Here is an 18,166-nt window from a genome sequence, read left to right as displayed (position 1 = left end):
TCGGCTCGTTTAGCAGGCGCCCGCCGCTCGGAAAACCCACAGGGCTGCCGGCCTCGAAGCTCTATACGTCCAGCGGATGGCAGCCATTTCGCTGGCATGCCAGCATTGCCGAGGGCCGCGGGAATGTGCCATGTAGACCCGGTTTTCCGAGATGGCGCGCAACCTGCGCCCACGGCCAAGAGAGCAAGAAATTCGATGAGAAACTTCCATTTCCCCGGCAGGTCCACGGTCCACGCCACCAACGCGATGGTCGCGACCTCGCACCCGCAGGCCTCGCTCGCGGCGATCGAGGTGCTGCGCGAGGGCGGCACCGCGGTGGACGCGGCCGTGGCGGGCTCGGCGGTGCTCGGTGTGATCGAGCCGCAATCGACCGGTATCGGCGGCGACTGTTTCGCGCTGGTCCAGCCGCGCGGCGAAGGCAAGATCATCGCCTATAACGGCTCCGGCCGCGCGCCGAAGGCGGCGAATGCCGACTGGTATCTCGAACGCAAGATCCACTCCGTGCCGCTGACCTCGGCCCATGCGGTCTCGATCCCCGGCGTGGTGGATGCCTTCGCCACCGTCTTGCGCGATCACGGCAAGTTCGGCTTCGACCGGCTGCTCCAGCCCGCGATCAAGGCGGCCGAGGAGGGCTACGTGGTCGCGCCCCGCATCGCCTTCGACTGGAAGAACCAGTTCGAGAAGCTGAAGGCCGGCACCAACACCGTCCGCTACCTGTTGCCGGGCGGCAAGCCGCCGGTGGCCGGCGACGTCATCCGCCAGGCGGAGCTCGGCAAGACCCTGCGGGCGATTGCCAAGGACGGCCGCGACGCCTTCTACAAGGGCCCGATCGCGGAAGACATGGTCGAGACCCTCAGGGCAATCGGCGGCCTGCACACGCTCGACGACTTCGCCGCGCACACCACCGAGACGACGACGCCGATCGGCACCATGTACAAGGGCTATGACTTCTGGCAGTGCCCGCCGAACGGCCCGGGCGTCACCGCGCTCCTGATGCTCAACATCCTGTCGCGCTTCGATCTGACCAAGTACGCGCCCGTCAGCGTCGAGCGTTTCCATCTCGAAGCGGAAGCCGCCCGCATCGCCTACATGAACCGCGAGATGCACGTCGCCTCTCCCGAGCACATGAAGATCAACGTCGCCGAGATGCTCGAGAAGGGCTTTGCCGACGAGTACATCAGCAAGATCCGCATGGACGGCATGCTCGACCTGCCGAATGTCGCGCCGCCGATGAACCCCTCGACCATCTACATCACGGTCGTGGACAAGGACCGCAACGTCTGCTCGTTCATCAACTCGATCGCGCATTCCTTCGGTTCCGCCATCGTGTCGAATAAGTCCGGTATCTTGTTGCAGAATCGCGCCGGCGGCTTCCGCATCCAGCCCGGCCATCCCAACTGCATCGAAGGCGGCAAGCGCCCGCTGCATACGATCATGCCGGGCCTGCTCACCAAGAGTGGACGCTCCGTGATGCCGTTCGCCGTGATGGGCGGACAGTATCAGCCGACCGGCCAGACCCATGTCTTGACCAACATCCTCGACTATGGCTGCGACGTGCAGGAAGCGATCGACATGCCGCGCGGCCTGCACTACGAGGGCCAGTATCAGCTCGAGGACAGCGTGCCGGCCGCAATCGTCGAGGGCCTGAGGAAGCTCGGCCACAAGACCACCAGCGTGGTCGGTCCGCTCGGCGGCGCGCAAGCGATCTGGATCGATTGGGACAAGGGCACGCTCACCGGCGGTTCCGATCCGCGTAAGGACGGCTGCGCGCTGGGTTATTGATCGCAGCGCGAGTTCCCCGCGCGACATCAGGAAAAGTTGACGAAGGGCGATGCGGCATTTGCCGCATCGCCCTTTCCCCGTTCGGAACGGACCTCATTGCTTCAGGTTAAGGGGCGATGAGCGGTGCAGGCGTGCGCTGCTTTGAGAGATCAGCGGCGGAGGCGTCGATGTCCGACACACCAAGTTCCAGACAATCAGCATTCGATCGGCGCGCCTTCATGGCCGGCGCGGCCGGCAGCGCGCTCGTCCCGATCACGGCGCGCGCGGCCGCAGAGGAGGCCAGGGTCCCGGCGGCTCAGGATCCGGCACTTCCCGTCGACGTCACGCTGCGGGTCAACGGCAAGGACAAGCGCCTGCACATCGATGCGCGAACCACGGTGCTCGATGCGCTGCGCGATCATCTCAAGCTCACCGGCAGCAAGAAGGGCTGCGATCACGGCCAGTGCGGCGCCTGCACGGTGCTGATCGACGACCGGCGGGTGGTGTCGTGCCTGACGCTCGCGCTCGCGGCCGAGGGGCAGGAGGTCACGACGATCGAGGGCCTCGCCACCGACGATCGCCTGCATCCGATGCAGCAGGCCTTCATCGACAACGACGCGTTCCAGTGCGGCTATTGCACGCCCGGCCAGATCATGTCCGCAATTGCCTGCGTCAAGGAGGGGCATGCGGGCAGCGAGGCCGACATCCGCGAATATATGAGCGGAAACATCTGCCGCTGCGCCGCCTATCCAAACATCGTCGCCGCGGTGAAGCAGGCCGCGCCCGAGATCATGAAAGGCTAGGCGCATGCGACCGTTTTCGTACCAAAGGGCAACAGACCCTGATGCGGCCGTGCGGGCGCTCGGCGTCGCTGCGGCTGCGAACAATCCGCTGACCCAGGCCCGCGCGCAGCCGCTTGCCGGCGGCACCACGCTGATTGATTTGATGAAGCTCGACGTGATGCGGCCCGCCGCGATCGTCGACATCAATCCGCTGGCAAGCCACTGGTCGGCAATCGAGCCCAAGGGCGATGGCGTGCGCCTCGGCGCGCTGGCGAAGATGTCGGATGTCGCCGCGCATGACGAAATCCAGCGCAATTATCCGGTGATCGCCAATTCGCTGAAGCTCGCGGCCAGCGCCCAGCTGCGCAACATGGCGACGCTCGGCGGCAACGTGATGCAGCGAACGCGTTGCAGCTATTTCCGCGACGTGTCCTACGAGAATTGCAACAAGCGCAATCCCGGCTCCGGCTGCGCCGCCATGGACGGCGTCAACCGCATGCATGCGGTGCTCGGCGTCTCCGACCAGTGCATCGCGACCTATCCCGGCGATTTCGCGCAGGCGCTGATCGCGCTCGATGCAACTGTCGAAATCACCGGAAAATCCGGTGCCCGTACCCTGCCGTTTGCCCAGCTACACAAGGCGCCCGGTAACACACCCGAGATCGAGACCACGCTGCAACCGGGTGAGCTGATCTCGGCGTTCTCCATTTCCGGACGCTGGCCCCGTTCGGTGTATCTCAAGGCGCGCGACCGGCAGTCCTACGAGTTTGCGCTGTCCTCGGCTGCGGTCGCGCTCGACGTGCAGAACGGCACGATCCGCGATGCGCGCGTCGCGCTTGGCGGTGTCGCCACCGTGCCCTGGCGGGCGCGCGAGGCGGAGGCGCTATTGAAGGGACAGAGATTCGATGACGGCCTGGCGCAGCGTGTTGCCGATGCCGCCTTCGCGGAGGCCAAGGGGCGGCGGCACAACAGCTTCAAGATCGCGCTCGGCAAGCGCGTCGTGGCACGTGCGCTCCAGCAGGCCGTAACGATGGAGATCTGATCATGACCGCTGCTGCTCCCCAGCCGAAGACGAATATGGGCCAGCCCGTGCCGCGCTATGACGCGGTCGTAAAGGTGACGGGACGCGCAACCTATGCGTCCGACATGCCGCTCTCCGACCCCGCCTATGCCTTCCTCGTCACCAGCGCCATCGCCAGGGGGCGGATCGACAGCCTCGATCTCGATGAGGCCAGGCGTGTCCGCGGCGTGATCGATATCGTCACCCACGAAAACGCACCGAAGCTGAAGGACTCCAAGCTCTTCAGCAACGGCGGCTATGCGGGCACGACGATCCAGCCGCTGAAATCGGCCGATATCGCCCATGACGGCCAGATCATCGCGGTTGTCGTTGCCGAGACCTACGAGTCCGCGCGGGATGCCGCCAACCGCGTCAAGGTCAGCTACACCGCCACCACGCCAAGCGCGACCTTCGACTCGCCCGGGACGACCATTGCGGCTGCGAAGGGGCAGAATGCCCAGTTCAAGGAAGACCCGAAAGTCGGCGATTTCGCCAAGGCATTCGACGAGGCCGAGGTCAAGCTGACCGCCTCCTACGAGACGCCGACGCAGCATCACAATCCGATGGAGCTGTTCTCGACGAGCTGCTCCTGGATGGGCGACGAGCTCGTCATCTACGAGCCGAGCCAGTTCGTCTACGGCCTGAAGTATGGGGTCGCCGAACAGCTCGGCATCGACGCCGACAAGGTGCGCGTGGTTAACCCCTATGTCGGTGGCGGCTTCGGCGCGCGCGGCTCGATGACGCCGCGCACCGCCATCATCGCGGCTATTGCCAAGCGCCTGAACCGGCCGGTCAAGCTGGTCCCGACCCGCGACCAGGGCTTTACCATCACCACTCACCGTGCTGAGACCCGCCACGAGATCAAGCTTGGCGCGCGCCCTGACGGCAAGCTGGTCGCGCTCAGACATGAGGGCGCCGAGGTGTCGTCGCGCCCCGACGCCTATTGCGTCGGCGGCACCAAGACGACGACGCGACTCTATGCCTGTCCGAATGTCGACAGCCTCGTCTCGATCGTGCGGGCCGACCGCAATACGCCCGGCTTCATGCGCTCGCCACCGGAAGTGCCGTATCTGTTCGCGCTGGAAAGCGCGATGGACGAGCTCGCGGTCAAGCTGAACATGGATCCGGTCGAGCTTCGCCGCATCAACGACACCACCAACGAGCCCATCGGCGGCAAGCCCTACACCTCGCGCTCGCTGATGGCCTGTTTCGACGAGGCCGCCAAGACTTTCGGCTGGGCGGAGCGCTCGCCTCAGCCGAAATCGATGTCGGACGGGGACTGGCTGATCGGCTATGGCTGTGCCGCAACCTGCTATCCGGCGCATATGGGACCCGCGGCAGCGCGCGTACGGCTGCAGCGCGACGGCCGCACCCGGGTCGAGATCGCCGGCCACGAGATCGGCACTGGCGCCTACACCGTCATTGCCCAGACTGCGGCCGAAAGGCTCGGCGTGCCGCTGGAGAAGGTCGCGGTCTTCATCGGCGACAGCGATTTGCCGCCGGCCCCCGTTGCCGGAGGCTCGAACTCCACGGCCAGCACCTGCTCAGTGGTGACGATGGTATGCGACCAGATCCGGCAGCGCCTGTTCAAGGCGGTGATGCCGGGCCAAAGCCTGACGGACAAGGCCAGGGAGACTGTTGGTATCGGCCAGACGCCGGCCACGCAGGCAGCGAAGGGCGACCGGCCGCTGGATTTGGAGAAGGCGTTCGACGCCCTCGGGGTCGGCGTCGTCGAGGAATATGGCGAGTGGAAGCCGGAAGGCGCGCCGCTGGATTCCTTCCGCGCCATGCATAGCGGGCAGGTGCGGCTCGTGGGCGGTCACCAGATGAAGGACCAGATCGCCTATGCGTTCGGCGCGGAGTTCGTCGAGGTCCGCGTCAATCGCTTCACGCATGAAATCCGCTGCCCCCGCCTGGTCGGCGCCTTCGCCGCCGGGCCGCATCATGAACCCGCGCACTGCGCGCAGCCAGCTGATGGGCGGACTGATCTGGGGCATGTCCTCGGCCTTGCTGGAGGCGACCGAGATCGACGAGCGCAATGCGCGCTACGTCAACGACAATCTCGCCGACTACCTCGTGCCCGTGAATGCGGACGTCGCAAACGTCGAGGTCATTCTGCTGTCCGAGCAGGATGACCGCATCAATCCCGTCGGCGTGAAGGGCGTCGGCGAGCTCGCCAATGTCGGCACCAATGCGGCGATCTGCAATGCGATCTATCACGCTACGGGCCAGCGCATCCGCAAGCTCCCGGTCCGGCTGGAAAATATCGAGGTGTGAGGGGTGGAAACCCCACCCGCGTTGCGCTAGACACCTTCCGCCTCAAACGGAAGGTGCCTTATGCAGCGTTTCCAGCGCGCGCTCCTCACCCTGATGTCGGCGCTCGCGATCACCGTGATCGCCGGCGTGTCGCATTTCGTTTCCACCACGGCCTCGGCCCAGACCGCAGGAAAGACCATGACCACAGCTTCAGGCTTGCAGATCATTGATTCCACCGTCGGCACCGGTGCCTCGCCGCAGCCCGGCCAGATCTGCGTGATGCACTATACCGGCTGGCTCTATGAGAACGGCCAGAAGGGCAAGAAATTCGACAGCTCCGTCGATCGCAAGGAGCCGTTCGAATTCCCGATCGGCAAGGGCCGCGTCATCGCCGGCTGGGACGAGGGCGTCGCCTCTATGAAGGTCGGCGGCAAGCGCACGCTGATCATCCCGCCGCAGCTCGGCTACGGCGCGCGCGGCGCCGGCGGCGTGATCCCGCCGAATGCGACGCTGATGTTCGATGTGGAATTGCTCGCGGTGAAGTGACGGCGTAGCCGGACGTCACGTAGAGAGCAGTCGAAACAAAAAGACCGGCCTTTCGGCCGGTCTTTTCGCATTCGGATTGCCGGGCCGTCACTCGGCCGCGCGCCTTGCGGCTGCCGCGGCGCGGTCGATCGCATCCTTGGCGGCGTCCTTGGCATCGCCCATGGCCTGCTGGCCCTTGCCCTTCACTTCCTGCACCGCGCCTTCGCCCTTCAGGCGGTCGGAACCGGTGGCTTCACCGATGCCCTGCTTGGCCTTGCCGATCGCCTCGTTGGCGTTACCTTTGATCTTGTCGGTCGTGCTGCCCATGAAACTCTCCTTTTCATTTTGCTCGCGAGGACAACGTCCCGCAGCTAAGAGAGTTCCGATTTTGGTATGGCTCGCGGGCGGGGCTTCGGGTTAGTTTGCCGCGCACGGAACCAACAGAAAGCAAGCCCAATGACCGGCCATGACCACTCGCATTCCCACCATGATCACGATCATGACGATCGCTGGAAACATGACGGCGTGCGTGTCATTCCCGGCAACCAGCTCGATACCAACGTGCCGTCCACGGCCGGCATGGATCGTGCGGCCGCGATCAATTTCGCGCGCGTCGGCGCGCAGAAATTGTGGGCGGGCACAGTCAGCATCAAGCCCGATGCCAAGACAGGCGCGCATCACCACGGCCATCTCGAAAGCGTGATCTACGTCGTGAAGGGCAAGGCGCGGATGAGGTGGGGCGAGCGCCTGCAATTCACCGCGGAAGCCGGCCCAGGCGACTTCATTTTCGTCCCGCCTTACGTGCCGCATCAGGAGATCAACGCCAGCCCGGACGAGGTGCTGGAATGCGTGCTGGTGCGCAGCGACGGCGAGGCCGTGGCGATCAATCTCGACATCGAGCCCGTCGAGAAGCCCGAGACCGTGCTGTGGATCGATCCGGTGCATCGGGATCCGAACGAGAAGAAATAGGCCTGACGGGCCGCCTGCGCAGACGCGGCAGGGGGCCTTAAAAAATATCCGGAAGCGCTGTCGGATGGCTGTCGGCCCATCCGTCCTTGGGCAGAACCCCGCCCAAGGAGCTTCCGATGCCCAGGATGATTTTCCTCAATCTGCCCGTGACCGACCTCAAGCGTGCGACCGCCTTTTATGAGGCGATCGGGGCGACCCGGAACCCGCAATTCAGTGACGACACGGCGAGCTGCATGGTCTTCTCCGAGACCATCTACGCGATGCTGACGACCCACGACAAATTCCGGCAGTTCACGCCCAAGCCGATCGCCGATGCAAAGACCTCGAACCAGGCCCTGTTCTGCCTGTCCGCCGACACCCGCCACGAGGTCGACGATCTCGTCGGCAGGGCCGAGGCCGCGGGCGGGGTGGCCGATCCCAGCCCCAAGGACGAATACAGCTTCATGTACGGCCGCAGCTTCGAGGATCCGGATGGCCATATGTGGGGTGTGAACTGGCTGGATATGGCGGCTGTCCCTCCGCAGCCCGCCATGGCGAATGCCTGATCGCCGTACCCGACGTCAAATCCTAGAGGAGCATTCACGATGTCCAAGGTCGTACCCTGCATGTGGTTCAACGGCGATGCCGAGGAAGCCGCGAAGTTCTACACCTCACTAGTGCCAAACTCGGCAATCACGCACGTTCAGCGCAACGTCTCGGATGGTCCTTCCGGCAAGGAGGGCTCCGTGCTGGTCGTCGAGTTTACGGTGGCCGGGCAGCCGCTGGTCGCGCTCAACGGCGGCATGAAGATGGAGTACACTCACGCCATCTCGCTGATGATCCATTGCGACGACCAGGCCCAGGTCGACGGCGTCTGGAATGCCTTTCTCGCTCATGGCGGCAAGGAAGAGCAGTGCGGCTGGCTCAGGGATCGCTGGGGCGTGGCCTGGCAGGTGGTGCCGAAGGTGATGTTCGAATTCCTGTCGAGCCCCGACAAGGCCGCCGCCGCGCGTGCGATGCAGGCGATGATGAAGATGGTGAAGCTGGATGTCGACGCGTTGCGCCGCGCGTTCGAGGGCAAGTCGGCGGCGTGACATCAGCGCCGGTGCGGTAGGGTGGGCAAAGGCGCTCTTGCGCCGTGCCCACCATCCCTGGTTAGAAAAGTCGTGGGCACGCTTCCGCCTTCGCTCTTTGAGCTACGGCGGACAAGTCGCTTTGCCCACCCTAAGAGAGCTGGCCGCCGCTAATAATTGATCCTGAGCCCAACGCCGCCGTGGATGGTGTTGCCCACCGGCTGCGGGCCGAGCGTGCCGTTGGCGAACAGGTCGACGATCCAGCCCTTCTGCACGCGGAAGCCGAGGCGGCCGCCATATTCGAACCAGCCCTGGTTGCCCATGGTCGGCACCACGGTGCCCTGGCCGGTCACGGTTGCCACGATGCCGCTGTGACTTGCAAACGACTGCACCCAGCCGCCATTGATGTTGGTCTCGACGTTGCTGCCGAACAGATGCGTCCACTGGCCGCCGATCTTGACCAGGCTGGTGCGGTCGGTGCCGGTCGCGATGGTGGCGTTGAATGGATTGAATGCCACTGCACTGTCGCTGTAGCCGGACACGCGTTGCCAGAGCTGCCAGACCTCGATCGAGGCCGCGACCTCGTCGCGCGGCGAGAGGCGGCTGATCCAGCCGGCCCGGCCATAGACGGCGTAGTTCGAGGCGTTGGTCGAGCTGGTCACGCTCACCGGGCCGAGGCTGGTGTCGTAGCTGCGGGTGTAGCGCGCCTTCTCCCACGGCGTCAGGATCGTGCCGACGTCGAAGAACGGGCGCGACGAGCCCCAATCGGTGAAGTCATAGCGTAACGCAAAAGCGCCGATCGGTGCGCTCGTGATCTCGTAGCCGCCCCCTTCGTAGTGCGTGTAAGCGATGCCGGCGAGCAGCGACAGATTGTTAGTCAGTTGCTTGCGGCCGTGGATGCCGGCCGAGAACGAGCCGGCCGAGCCGAACGCGCTGACGCAGTCGCCGCAATTGACCTGCTCGTTGACGCCGAGCAGCACCGTGCCGAGCACCCGGTTGGTGATCATCTGGTTGAAGCGCTGATTGGCAAGACCGCCGACCGAGTTGCCGCTGGAATCCGCGCCGGTCGGTCCCGACGGAGGAGGATACGGGCTCGGCGAAGGCGACGGATAAGGGCTCGGTGACGGGGAGGGGATCGGAGTGGGTGACGGCGAAGGCGACGGCGAATAGGTCGGGGACGGATATGGCGACGGAGAATAGGTCGGGGACGGAGTGGGCTCTGGTTCACCGCACTCGGACCCGCACTCCGAATTCTGCGCAGCCGCCGGGCGGGCGTTGAAAGTGACGAGCGCAAACGCCGCGATTGCGGCCAGCGCAGCGGCAAGGATGAGGCGCCGGACGGTGAATTTTGCCATCGTCAGCGTCCGCACAGCATGCCGTCGTCCTGGACGGCAGGCGTCAGGGTCGGCGAGGCGCCGGCGTATTGGTTGACCGCGCACAGCCCGGCACTCGCTGCACAATTGGCGGCAAAGGTCCAGGGCGGCGTGTTGGACTTGGTGATGCCGACCTTGCCGCCGGTCGAGGTGATGATCGCGGTGTCGCCGGGTTGGGTGAGCTGCAGGCATTGGCCGCTTCTCGTGCAGACGCTGGCCGCGCCGTCCTGAAGCACGACCACGGAGCGTCCGCGCTGCGAGAGGATGTCGAGCGTGGTGCCGCGTACACCGATGGTCGCGAGCGGGGTCGTGATCTTGTAGGCGGACTTGTCGGAGCTGCCGGTAACGAAGCGGAAGGCGCCGGTGGTCATGCGGATCGCGACGTCGCGATAGCTGTGCTCGTCGTTGAAGACGGTGCGGTCGAGCTTCAGCGTCGCGCTCGGCCCGAGCGACAGATTGGTGCTGTCGGCCATCACGAAACGCGCGGCGCTGTCGGCGCCGGTGCGCACGGTCTCGTCGCGCAGCATGCTGTCGCCGACATTGATCGGCGTCGTGGTCGCAGCGACGCGCACCACCTCGTTCTGGATCACGACGGCTTCGCCGACGCGCGTCTGTGCCAGCGCGGAAGGACCTGCGCACAATGCGGCCGACAACAGAATGGGGAAAAGCCAGAAACGCAGATTCATTTCGCAACCGATCGATATGTCCCTGATCGTACCGGATCGCGCTTGCTTGTGATGTGGCGGAATTATCACAAGCGGCGCGGGACGTGCGTCATGCTTAGTGACAGTTGCGGCAGAATGCGTTCAATGAAAAACGAAGCTTTCACTTTTGTCCGCGGTGACGCAAATTTGCCACGCAAAACAGCCCTTCAGCAGCCGCTTCAATCATCCGCAGTTCCCAAGGTGTCGCGGAGCGCAGTCATTGCTGTCGCGATTTTCCTGGTCGCGCATCTCGCGCTGTTGATCGGTCTGACGACGCCGGAAAAATTCGTCTTCGACGAGGTGCATTACGTGCCGGCGGCGCGGCAGATGCTGGCCCCGGCGATGTCGCAGCCGATGCTCAATCCGATGCATCCGCCGCTGGCCAAGGAGCTGATCGCGATCTCGATGGTGGCCTTCGGCGACAACGCGCTTGGCTGGCGCTATCCCGCGACATTGTTTGGCGCATTGGCGATCGTCGCGATCTATCTATGCGGCCTCGCGCTGTTCTCGGCGCAAGGCCCCGCGATCGCCGCGGCGCTGATCGCGGGGCTGAACCAGATGCTGTACGTGCAGGCGCGCATCGCCATGCTCGACATCTTTGCGCTCGGGTTCGGTCTGCTCGCGACCGCCGCCTTCATGCATGGGTTTCGACGAGAACGGCCGCAGGCGCTGTTCGCGCTCGCGGGCAGCCTGTTCGGCTGTGCTGCTGCCTGCAAATGGAGCGGCCTGTTTCCGATCGGCGTCTGCATCGTCATCGTTGCCGTGGTCCGCTTGATGCAGGGCTGGCGCACGCTGTTCGCCGACGCGAAGCCGGACGACTGGTATCGGCCGGACCTTTGGTCCGGCCTTCGGTTGCATCATGTCGCGCTGTGCTTCGCCATCTTGCCAGCCGTGGCTTATCTCGCCGCCTTCGTTCCGCTCTATGGGGTGTCAGTGCCGGAGCTGGTCGAGGCGCAGCGCCGGATCTTCGCCGACAACACCACGACCGCGATTGCCGGGCACACCTACATGAGTTCATGGCCGTCCTGGCCGCTGCTCGCGCGGCCGGTGTGGTTTCTGTTCGACAAGACCGCGGAGGACAATGTCTCCGCTGTCGTCTTCCTCGGCAATCCGCTGGTATTGTGGCCGGCGCTTCTCGCGCTCGCGCTCGTGCTGCGCGATTTCGTCGTCGAGCGCCGCTGGGATGCGTTTCTGATCGCCGCGTTCTATTTCGGTCCCTGGCTCGCCTGGGCGTTGCTGCCGCGCACGCTGGGCTTCATCTACTATTATCTGCCGGCCGCCACCGCGGCCTCGCTCGCGCTGGTCTATGTGCTGCGCCGGGACGGCCTGCCGCGCTGGCTGCTCTGGGCCTATGTCGGGGTTGCGGCGATCGGCTTTGCGGTCATGCTGCCGATCTCGGCGGCCTTTATCGGCACCTCGATGCGGAGCTTCAACCGGCTGATGCTGTTCCAGAGCTGGATATGACATCGCCGCCTGCCGGGCTGCTGCAGGCGGCGTGTTCGCGCGATGATGACGAGTTATTTCGACGCGGTCTTGGTGTCCATGTTCACGACCTGGACGCGGCGGTTGATCGGGTCGGCGCCGTTGGCTGCGTCCTTCAGCTTGGTCTCGCCGTAGCCGACCGTGACGAGATCGTTGCCGTTGAGGCCGTAGTTCTGCACCAGGTACTTCTTGATGGTGTCGGCGCGCCGTTCGGAGAGGCCTTGATTGTACACTTCGCCGCCGGTCGCGTCGGTGTGGCCGGCGACCACGAAGGTCGAGCCCTTGAGCGCCGGATCGGACAGCGCCTTGCCGAGCGCCTGCACCGACGGCATCGAGGTCTTGGCGATATCGGCCGAGTTGTAGTCGAACTGGATTTCCAGATCGATCTTCGGCTTGGTCGCCGCGAGCTCGGCGATCTGCTCGCGCTCGCCCGTCGAGAGCGACCGGGTCGAGCGATTGCGCACGGTATTCAGGAAGGTCGCTTCCTTGGCCTGTGCGGTCGTATCGGTCTGCGGACCGACGGACAGGCCGCGGGTCGCCGGCTTCGGCTTCAGTGCATCCAGGATCTGGCCAGTGGAGACGTTGTTGTCGCCGGCCAGAGCCAGCCCCGCCGTCATCGACAGGGCGGCGGAGAAAGTAATCGCCTTCAGTCCAAAAAACTTATCAAAACGGGTCATTGTCGTATCCTCGCTGTTACGCCTGTTGGCGATTTGATGCTGCGAGCCTAGAGCAGGTTCAAAGGCCTCGATGTGATCTTCGTCACATTCGAGATTACGGGCGAAGACTCCGATCCGGTTGGATCGTCTGCGGCCTGATTCGCAGCTGGGAACCTCGAAGCTGCACTGCCCCATCGTCGCAAAGGCGACGCCTCGCGGCCGGCCCGCGAACAAGAATTCGTCCAGATGGCCGCCTAGCACGTTTCGATCACTCGACATTTTGTTGGTGAGAGGGGCTGAGTTCCATCCAGTGCTGAGGCCGCGCGACTATCAACGTGACAACCAGTCTCATCGCAGCGGCCCGCCGGATCGGACGGTGTTCGTGAGCTCAATGCCGATCTATATCGGCGCAGCGATGATCGCGGTGGCGATTCTGCTTTCGACGCTGATCGCGGGGCTGACCTCCCGCTATGTCGGGCTGGAAGCGCCGACCGAGGAAAATATGTGGCTGGTCGACCGGCTCACCGGCGAGGTCTATCGCTGCCAGTCCGAGGGACGCGGCAAGGCCTCCTGTGAGCCAGATGTCGCGACCGGTAGCGTCGGGGAGCGCCCAAAAGCCGCACGCTGATGATGCGCTGGCGCTGCGGCGCAGCAAGGAAAATGTCTTCTCCTTGATAAATTTGTCGCTGAAGAATGTCCGTGCGTGGCCGGCATCAAGCCGGCTTCCTTTCTTGAGGAGAAAATTTGATGAAGACCCTGTTGCTTGCGACGGCATTCGTGGCACTCGCTCTGACTCCCGCGTCGGCTGCCAAGATGGCGTGCACCAGTGCAAACATGGCAAAGGTCGTTGCCGGGATGGGTGGCGAAGACACGCCGGGCAAGATCGCAGCGAGGAAGTCGATGGCCTCGGCCAATTCTGACATGAGCAAAGGCAACATGCGCGGCGCCTGCAAGCACTATCTGAACGCCGAGAAGGCGATGGCGATGAAGTAATCTCCGCCGTCTCACACATGGCCGCGCTGGCAGCAGATGGCAGCGCGGCTTTTTCGTTCCCGCTTCTTTGCCTTGGCGCGAATCTCGCTACATTGCATTCTGCAATGTCACGCACGCCCAAACCCCATCCCCTCACCACGAAACAGGCCCGGCAGATCTGGCTGCACGCCCAGCGGCTGGATCAGCGCACCCCGTTCGGCCAGGGAGCACAGGCCGTCGCGGATGCGGTCGCTCATCTCGGCTATGTGCAGATCGACACCATCCACGTCATCGAACGCTGCCATCATCACATCCTGTTCAGCCGGATCCCGTCCTATCGCCGGGCCGATCTGCGTCATGCCCAGAGCATCGACAAAAGCGTGTTCGAGTATTGGACCCATGCGCTCTCCTACGTGCCGACCGGCGACTTCCGCATGTTCCTGCCGGCGATGCGCGAGCATCGGCGCGAGGGGCACAGATGGTTCGCCTCGGTGAAGCCCGCCGACATGCGCAAGGTGATGCGGCTGCTGCGGGCCGGTCCGCTGACGATCCGCGACATCGAGGATGACGTGCTCGTCGAGAAGGAACACCTGTGGCAGAGCCGCAAGCCCTCCAAGCGGGCGTTGCAGCTGGCCTTCTATACCGGCGCCGTCACCGTCAGCGAACGGCAGGGCATGCTCAAGACCTACGAGTTGATGGCGCGCCATTTCGGCTGGGACAGGCTGCCGAGGCCAGCCTCGGCAAGGGAGATCACGACCTATCTGCTCGACCGCGCATTGCGCTCGCAAGGCGTGGTGAGCCTCGATTCGATCTGCCACCTCGACGCGCCGCGCAAGAAGGCGGTGGCCGGTCTGATTGCCTCCCGCGTCCGCCGCGGCGAGCTCGTGCCCGTTGCGATCGACGGCGCCGGCAAGCAGGAGCATTGGGCCGCGCCCGCCGTGCTCGAGCCGAACAGTGAGGCGGTCTCGCCCGATCTGGTCCACATCCTCTCGCCGTTCGATCCGCTGATCATCCAGCGCAAGCGCACCAATCTCTTCTTCGGCTACAACCATCTGTTCGAGGCCTATGTGCCGAAGGCCAAGCGCAAGCTCGGCTATTTCGCGCTGCCGGTGCTGGTCGGCGACGAGATCGTCGCCGCGCTCGATCTGAAGACCGACCGGCAGGCCAAGAAGCTCTTGATGCAGAAATGGACCTGGGTCGGGCAGGGGAAGAAGTCCGCGGGCCGCAAGGAGTTGAAGCAGGGGATCGAGGAGGAGCTCGATCGGTTCGAGCGGTTTCAGCTCGCGGAGTGAGGCTTGGCATCGGTCTCGTAGGGTGGGCAAAGGCGCGTTAGCGCCGTGCCCACCATCTGCTTGTGGTGGGCGCGTTTCGCTTTGCCCACCACACGAGAGCGTGCGTCGTGGCGAGCCGATCGATCCAGATGCCGAACGCAATCCCCACAGCATACGCCACCAGATTCCACAGCGAGAAGATGCGCCCCAGCAGCAGCGCGCCGGCCGTCGTCAGCCGGAACGCATCGAGCCATGGCGTGTGCACCAGCCGGGAGAATTCGACCGCCGCCGCGATCGCTACCGCAATCGCCGCGATCTGCGCACGCGTCAGTCGTGGCAGCAAAGCTCCGACCAGCAGAAGCACCATGGTCGCCCATAGCAGCGAGCCGCCATACTTCACCACGAACGCAGGCAGCCCGAGCGGAAAGCCGTACCAGCGCAAGGAAAGTCCGCAGGCGATGACGATCAGGGCGAGAGCGGCGCGGATCATCGCCTTCTGCATCGGCGCAATGGCTTGATCCGGCTGCGTCCCGTGCATTGCTCGCTCCATTGACTCTTTGCCCGCGATGCTGAAAACGGCCGCTGACCCGAAAAAAAGCAACAACCCCGGGAAGATGACATGAGCCAGACCACCTATGCCGGTTCCGCCGGAGCCATCAAGTCGGAGATCGAAACCTCGACCATTCGCGCCATCTCCTGGCGCCTGATTCCCTTCCTGGTGCTGGCCTACTTCTTCTCCTATCTCGACCGCGTCAATCTCGGCTTCGCAGCTCTGACCATGAATGCCGACCTGAAGTTCACGCCGTTGATCTTCTCCTGGGGCGCCGGCATCTTCTTCATCGGCTATTTCATCTTCGAGGTGCCGAGCAATCTGGCGCTGGAGAAATTCGGCGCCAGCCGCTGGATTGCCCGCATCATGGTGACTTGGGGCATCATCTCGGCGCTGATGGCGATGGTCAGCGGCGTGACCAGCTTCTACGTCCTGCGCTTCCTGCTCGGCGTCGCCGAGGCCGGCTTCTTCCCCGGCATCATCCTCTATCTCACCTACTGGTATCCGGCCGAATATCGCGCCCGCTTCCTGGCGGCCTTCGCCATCGCGGTGCCGGTCTCGACCGTGATCGGTGCGCCGATCTCAGGCCTGCTGCTCGGGCTCGACGGCTGGATGGGCCTGAAGGGCTGGCAGTGGCTGTTCATCATCGAGGGCATCCCCTCCGTGCTGCTCGGCATCGTCACCTGGTTCTATCTCACCGACAGGCCGGAGAAGGCGGACTGGCTCTCGGCCGAGCAAAAGGCCTGGCTCAAGGCGAAGCTCGATTCGGAGATTGCTGCCAAGCAGGCGGTGAAGCATGTCTCGCTCGGCGAAGCGCTGTCCTCGCCCAAGGTGATTGCGCTCAGCCTGATCTATTTCGGCTTCGTCGGGGCGCTCTACGGCATGCAGTTCTGGCTGCCGCAGATCGTCAAGGCGTTCGGGCTGACCAACACCCAGACCGGCTTCGTCACTGCGATTCCCTATCTGTTCGGCACCATCGCCATGATCCTGTGGGCGCGGCACTCCGATGCGACGCGCGAACGCGTCATGCATGTCGGCGCGCCGCTGCTGCTGACGGCGGTCGCACTCGGCGTGTCCTCCTCTCTCACCGATCCCGCCCTGACGATGGTGGTGCTGACGATCGCGGCCATTGGCGTGTTCTGCTGCTTCGGCGTGTTCTGGACCCTGCCGACCGCTTGGCTCTCAGGCACCGCGGCCGCTGGCGCCATCGCCCTGATCAACTCGATCGGCAACCTTGCCGGCTTCGGCGGGCCGTATCTGATCGGCTGGGTCAAGGAAGCCACGGGCCAGACCTCGACCGGCCTGCTCGTGCTCGCCCTGCTGCCGCTGCTTGCCGGTATTTTGGTCTTCGTCGGCGGCCACGACAGCAAGCACGAGTTCGCCGGGCAGGAGCGGGTAGGGCATTAGTCTTGTAGGGTGGGCAAGGCGCGCCCTTGCGCGCTGTGCCCACCATCTTCCCTACGCTGGCCAGGTTGGTGGGCACGCTGCCGCTTTGCCTACCCTACAATAGCACCCTTAGAGCCCCGCCATTCCCATCCTCACCATCTCTTAACGATCACGGATTTCTGATGACTGACGATTATTGACTTTCATCAGTGATAAGTCGATATTCCTCTCATTCGAGATGCAGGAGTGTCCTTCGATGTTCGTCCGGTCGGTTTTATCGAGCTATTCCAGGCTGTTGGCAGGGGTGTCGCTGGCCCTGATGGCCGCGACCCTGGCCGGGTGCAATGACACCGTCGCTGAGAAGGCCGAGCCGCCGCGGCCGGTTCTGGTCGCAACCGCGCATTATGATGCCGAGACGCCGGAGCGGAGCTTCGTCGGCACCATCAGGCCCCGGATCGAGAGTGATCTCGGCTTCCGCGTCGCCGGCAAGGTTGCCAAGCGCCTCGTGGAAGTCGGGCAGACCGTCGAAATCGGCCAGCCGCTCGCCACCCTCGACGAGGTCGATTTGAAGCTCCAGGCCGAGCAGGCGGTTGCCGAACAGACAGCTGCGACCGGCGTGCTGGCCCAAGCTGCCGCTGCCGAGCAGCGCGCCAAGGATTTGAAGGCCAAGGGCTGGACGACGGACGCGCAGATGGATTCGAGCCGCGCCGCGGCGGACGAAGCCCGCGCCCGCCTGAACCGCGCCGAGCGCTCGGTCGAACTGACCAAGAATTCCCTTTCCTACGCGACGCTCGTTGCCGATGCCCGTGGCGTCGTCACCGCAACGCTGATCGAGCCCGGCCAGGTGGTCGCCGCGGGCCAGGCTTCGATCCGTGTCGCCCGCTTTGCCGAGAAGGAAGCGGTCGTCGCGATCCCTGAGACGCTGGTCGGACGTGCCAAGTCGGGCGCCGCCAGCGTCACTCTTTGGTCCGAGCCGGGCAAGAAGTACACGGCCAAGCTGCGCGAGATCGCGCCGACGGCCGATCCGGCCACGCGCACCTATCTTGCGAAATTCTCGCTGCCCGAGGCCGACGACAAGGTCTCGCTCGGCATGACCGCGACGCTGACGCTGTCGGATGCCGCGACCGAGCGCGTCGCGCGACTGCCACTGTCGGCGCTGTTCAACGAAGGCGGCAAGCCGTCCTTTTACGTCGTCGACGACAACGGCGCGCTCACCTTGAAGCCGGTGACGGTGAAGTCCTACGAGAGCAACGACGTCGTCATCACCGGCGGCGTCGAAGAGGGCGCCAAGATCGTTGCCCTCGGTGTGCAGAAGCTCGATCCGGGCCAGAGGGTGCGGGTCGTGTCGTCACTGACTTTCTAAGTTC

The 18,166-nt window shown here is 64.5% G+C and carries 18 protein-coding genes and 1 pseudogene; 14 read left to right on the top strand and 5 right to left on the bottom strand.

Translation table 11 applies throughout. The features are described from left to right. The first annotated feature begins 195 nt into the window (after positions 1-195). The 5 genes and pseudogenes from ggt to AC066S_RS11220 all read left to right on the top strand — a co-directional run bounded on the left by ggt (position 196) and on the right by AC066S_RS11220 (position 6,405). Positions 196-1,782, top strand: a complete 1,587-nt coding sequence (ggt, locus tag AC066S_RS11240) for a gamma-glutamyltransferase (protein ID WP_478269670.1) — start codon at positions 196-198, stop codon at positions 1,780-1,782. Positions 1,783-2,000: 218 nt separating this feature from the next. Beyond that, a complete protein-coding gene (locus AC066S_RS11235; RefSeq protein WP_126260577.1) occupies positions 2,001-2,564 on the top strand; it encodes a (2Fe-2S)-binding protein in 564 nt (187 codons plus the stop codon). Between the two features lie 4 nt (positions 2,565-2,568). Further along, entirely contained in the window at positions 2,569-3,585 is a 1,017-nt protein-coding gene (locus tag AC066S_RS11230; protein WP_478269669.1) for an FAD binding domain-containing protein, read from the top strand. A gap of 2 nt (positions 3,586-3,587) precedes the next feature. Further along, positions 3,588-5,880, top strand: a pseudogene (locus tag AC066S_RS11225) (xanthine dehydrogenase family protein molybdopterin-binding subunit). A 60-nt stretch (positions 5,881-5,940) separates the two neighbouring features. Beyond that, positions 5,941-6,405 carry an FKBP-type peptidyl-prolyl cis-trans isomerase gene (locus tag AC066S_RS11220; protein ID WP_018323238.1) on the top strand — a complete coding sequence of 155 codons (465 nt, stop codon included), beginning with the start codon at positions 5,941-5,943 and terminating at the stop codon, positions 6,403-6,405. A gap of 87 nt (positions 6,406-6,492) precedes the next feature. On the opposite strand, the gene AC066S_RS11215 is transcribed toward AC066S_RS11220, so the two are convergent. After that, entirely contained in the window at positions 6,493-6,711 is a 219-nt protein-coding gene (locus tag AC066S_RS11215; RefSeq protein ID WP_126260529.1) for a CsbD family protein, read from the bottom strand. A 129-nt stretch (positions 6,712-6,840) separates the two neighbouring features. Between AC066S_RS11215 and AC066S_RS11210 the strand changes: the two genes are divergently transcribed. The 3 genes from AC066S_RS11210 (at position 6,841) to AC066S_RS11200 (ending at position 8,426) form a co-directional block, all read left to right on the top strand. Next, positions 6,841-7,353: a cupin domain-containing protein gene (locus tag AC066S_RS11210; protein WP_126260528.1), complete on the top strand. Its 513-nt coding sequence runs from the start codon at positions 6,841-6,843 to the stop codon at positions 7,351-7,353. Between the two features lie 116 nt (positions 7,354-7,469). Next, on the top strand, positions 7,470-7,898 hold the full coding sequence (locus AC066S_RS11205) for a VOC family protein (RefSeq protein WP_478269668.1): 429 nt from the start codon (positions 7,470-7,472) through the stop codon (positions 7,896-7,898). A gap of 39 nt (positions 7,899-7,937) precedes the next feature. Next, positions 7,938-8,426, top strand: a complete 489-nt coding sequence (locus tag AC066S_RS11200) for a VOC family protein (protein WP_126260526.1) — start codon at positions 7,938-7,940, stop codon at positions 8,424-8,426. 149 nt (positions 8,427-8,575) lie between these two features. Here the strand turns inward: AC066S_RS11200 and AC066S_RS11195 are convergent, their stop codons facing one another. Both AC066S_RS11195 and AC066S_RS11190 read right to left on the bottom strand, forming a co-directional pair. Beyond that, the gene (locus AC066S_RS11195) at positions 8,576-9,760 is read right to left on the bottom strand and encodes a hypothetical protein (RefSeq protein WP_478269667.1); all 1,185 of its coding nucleotides are present in this window, start codon (positions 9,758-9,760) and stop codon (positions 8,576-8,578) included. Between the two features lie 2 nt (positions 9,761-9,762). Next, on the bottom strand, positions 9,763-10,464 hold the full coding sequence (locus AC066S_RS11190; protein ID WP_164718941.1) for a FecR family protein: 702 nt from the start codon (positions 10,462-10,464) through the stop codon (positions 9,763-9,765). A gap of 51 nt (positions 10,465-10,515) precedes the next feature. On the opposite strand from AC066S_RS11190, the gene AC066S_RS11185 reads away from it, so the two are divergent. Further along, a complete protein-coding gene (locus AC066S_RS11185; RefSeq protein ID WP_478269666.1) occupies positions 10,516-11,946 on the top strand; it encodes a phospholipid carrier-dependent glycosyltransferase in 1,431 nt (476 codons plus the stop codon). Between the two features lie 53 nt (positions 11,947-11,999). Here the strand turns inward: AC066S_RS11185 and AC066S_RS11180 are convergent, their stop codons facing one another. Next, entirely contained in the window at positions 12,000-12,641 is a 642-nt protein-coding gene (locus AC066S_RS11180; protein ID WP_126260522.1) for an OmpA family protein, read from the bottom strand. 370 nt (positions 12,642-13,011) lie between these two features. Here AC066S_RS11180 and AC066S_RS11175 point away from each other — a divergent pair, with 370 nt between their 5' ends. From AC066S_RS11175 to AC066S_RS11165, 3 genes are all read left to right on the top strand, one after another. Then, positions 13,012-13,248 carry a hypothetical protein gene (locus AC066S_RS11175; RefSeq protein ID WP_126260576.1) on the top strand — a complete coding sequence of 79 codons (237 nt, stop codon included), beginning with the start codon at positions 13,012-13,014 and terminating at the stop codon, positions 13,246-13,248. Positions 13,249-13,367: 119 nt separating this feature from the next. Next, positions 13,368-13,613 carry a hypothetical protein gene (locus AC066S_RS11170; RefSeq protein ID WP_478269828.1) on the top strand — a complete coding sequence of 82 codons (246 nt, stop codon included), beginning with the start codon at positions 13,368-13,370 and terminating at the stop codon, positions 13,611-13,613. Positions 13,614-13,717: 104 nt separating this feature from the next. Beyond that, positions 13,718-14,884, top strand: coding sequence for a winged helix-turn-helix domain-containing protein (locus tag AC066S_RS11165; protein WP_126260520.1), 1,167 nt, complete (start codon positions 13,718-13,720; stop codon positions 14,882-14,884). 37 nt (positions 14,885-14,921) lie between these two features. On the opposite strand, the gene AC066S_RS11160 is transcribed toward AC066S_RS11165, so the two are convergent. Next, the gene (locus tag AC066S_RS11160) at positions 14,922-15,401 is read right to left on the bottom strand and encodes a ribosomal maturation YjgA family protein (protein ID WP_167767297.1); all 480 of its coding nucleotides are present in this window, start codon (positions 15,399-15,401) and stop codon (positions 14,922-14,924) included. Positions 15,402-15,482: 81 nt separating this feature from the next. Between AC066S_RS11160 and AC066S_RS11155 the strand changes: the two genes are divergently transcribed. Both AC066S_RS11155 and AC066S_RS11150 read left to right on the top strand, forming a co-directional pair. Then, positions 15,483-16,820: an MFS transporter gene (locus AC066S_RS11155; protein ID WP_478269665.1), complete on the top strand. Its 1,338-nt coding sequence runs from the start codon at positions 15,483-15,485 to the stop codon at positions 16,818-16,820. A gap of 235 nt (positions 16,821-17,055) precedes the next feature. Then, positions 17,056-18,162, top strand: a complete 1,107-nt coding sequence (locus AC066S_RS11150) for an efflux RND transporter periplasmic adaptor subunit (protein WP_478269664.1) — start codon at positions 17,056-17,058, stop codon at positions 18,160-18,162. The last annotated feature ends 4 nt before the right edge of the window (positions 18,163-18,166 follow it).

The sequence above is a fragment of the Bradyrhizobium sp. CFUWI genome, assembly GCF_056429085.1.
Note: the sequence above shows the minus strand (reverse complement) of the source record. Positions and strands in the feature narration are given on the sequence as shown.

Bases quoted from the DNA above. Each gene is read 5' to 3' on its own strand.
- AC066S_RS11150 (WP_478269664.1), top strand. From the start codon at position 17,056: ATGTTCGTCCGGTCGGTTTTATCGAGCTATTCCAGGCTGTTGGCAGGG.
- AC066S_RS11175 (WP_126260576.1), top strand. From the start codon at position 13,012: ATGCCGATCTATATCGGCGCAGCGATGATCGCGGTGGCGATTCTGCTT.
- AC066S_RS11195 (WP_478269667.1), bottom strand. From the start codon at position 9,760: ATGGCAAAATTCACCGTCCGGCGCCTCATCCTTGCCGCTGCGCTGGCC.
- AC066S_RS11210 (WP_126260528.1), top strand. From the start codon at position 6,841: ATGACCGGCCATGACCACTCGCATTCCCACCATGATCACGATCATGAC.
- AC066S_RS11205 (WP_478269668.1), top strand. From the start codon at position 7,470: ATGCCCAGGATGATTTTCCTCAATCTGCCCGTGACCGACCTCAAGCGT.
- AC066S_RS11230 (WP_478269669.1), top strand. From the start codon at position 2,569: ATGCGACCGTTTTCGTACCAAAGGGCAACAGACCCTGATGCGGCCGTG.
- AC066S_RS11185 (WP_478269666.1), top strand. From the start codon at position 10,516: ATGTGGCGGAATTATCACAAGCGGCGCGGGACGTGCGTCATGCTTAGT.
- AC066S_RS11235 (WP_126260577.1), top strand. From the start codon at position 2,001: ATGGCCGGCGCGGCCGGCAGCGCGCTCGTCCCGATCACGGCGCGCGCG.
- AC066S_RS11155 (WP_478269665.1), top strand. From the start codon at position 15,483: ATGAGCCAGACCACCTATGCCGGTTCCGCCGGAGCCATCAAGTCGGAG.
- AC066S_RS11165 (WP_126260520.1), top strand. From the start codon at position 13,718: ATGTCACGCACGCCCAAACCCCATCCCCTCACCACGAAACAGGCCCGG.
- AC066S_RS11220 (WP_018323238.1), top strand. From the start codon at position 5,941: ATGCAGCGTTTCCAGCGCGCGCTCCTCACCCTGATGTCGGCGCTCGCG.
- AC066S_RS11180 (WP_126260522.1), bottom strand. From the start codon at position 12,641: ATGACCCGTTTTGATAAGTTTTTTGGACTGAAGGCGATTACTTTCTCC.
- AC066S_RS11160 (WP_167767297.1), bottom strand. From the start codon at position 15,401: ATGCACGGGACGCAGCCGGATCAAGCCATTGCGCCGATGCAGAAGGCG.
- ggt (WP_478269670.1), top strand. From the start codon at position 196: ATGAGAAACTTCCATTTCCCCGGCAGGTCCACGGTCCACGCCACCAAC.
- AC066S_RS11170 (WP_478269828.1), top strand. From the start codon at position 13,368: ATGAAGACCCTGTTGCTTGCGACGGCATTCGTGGCACTCGCTCTGACT.
- AC066S_RS11215 (WP_126260529.1), bottom strand. From the start codon at position 6,711: ATGGGCAGCACGACCGACAAGATCAAAGGTAACGCCAACGAGGCGATC.
- AC066S_RS11200 (WP_126260526.1), top strand. From the start codon at position 7,938: ATGTCCAAGGTCGTACCCTGCATGTGGTTCAACGGCGATGCCGAGGAA.
- AC066S_RS11190 (WP_164718941.1), bottom strand. From the start codon at position 10,464: ATGAATCTGCGTTTCTGGCTTTTCCCCATTCTGTTGTCGGCCGCATTG.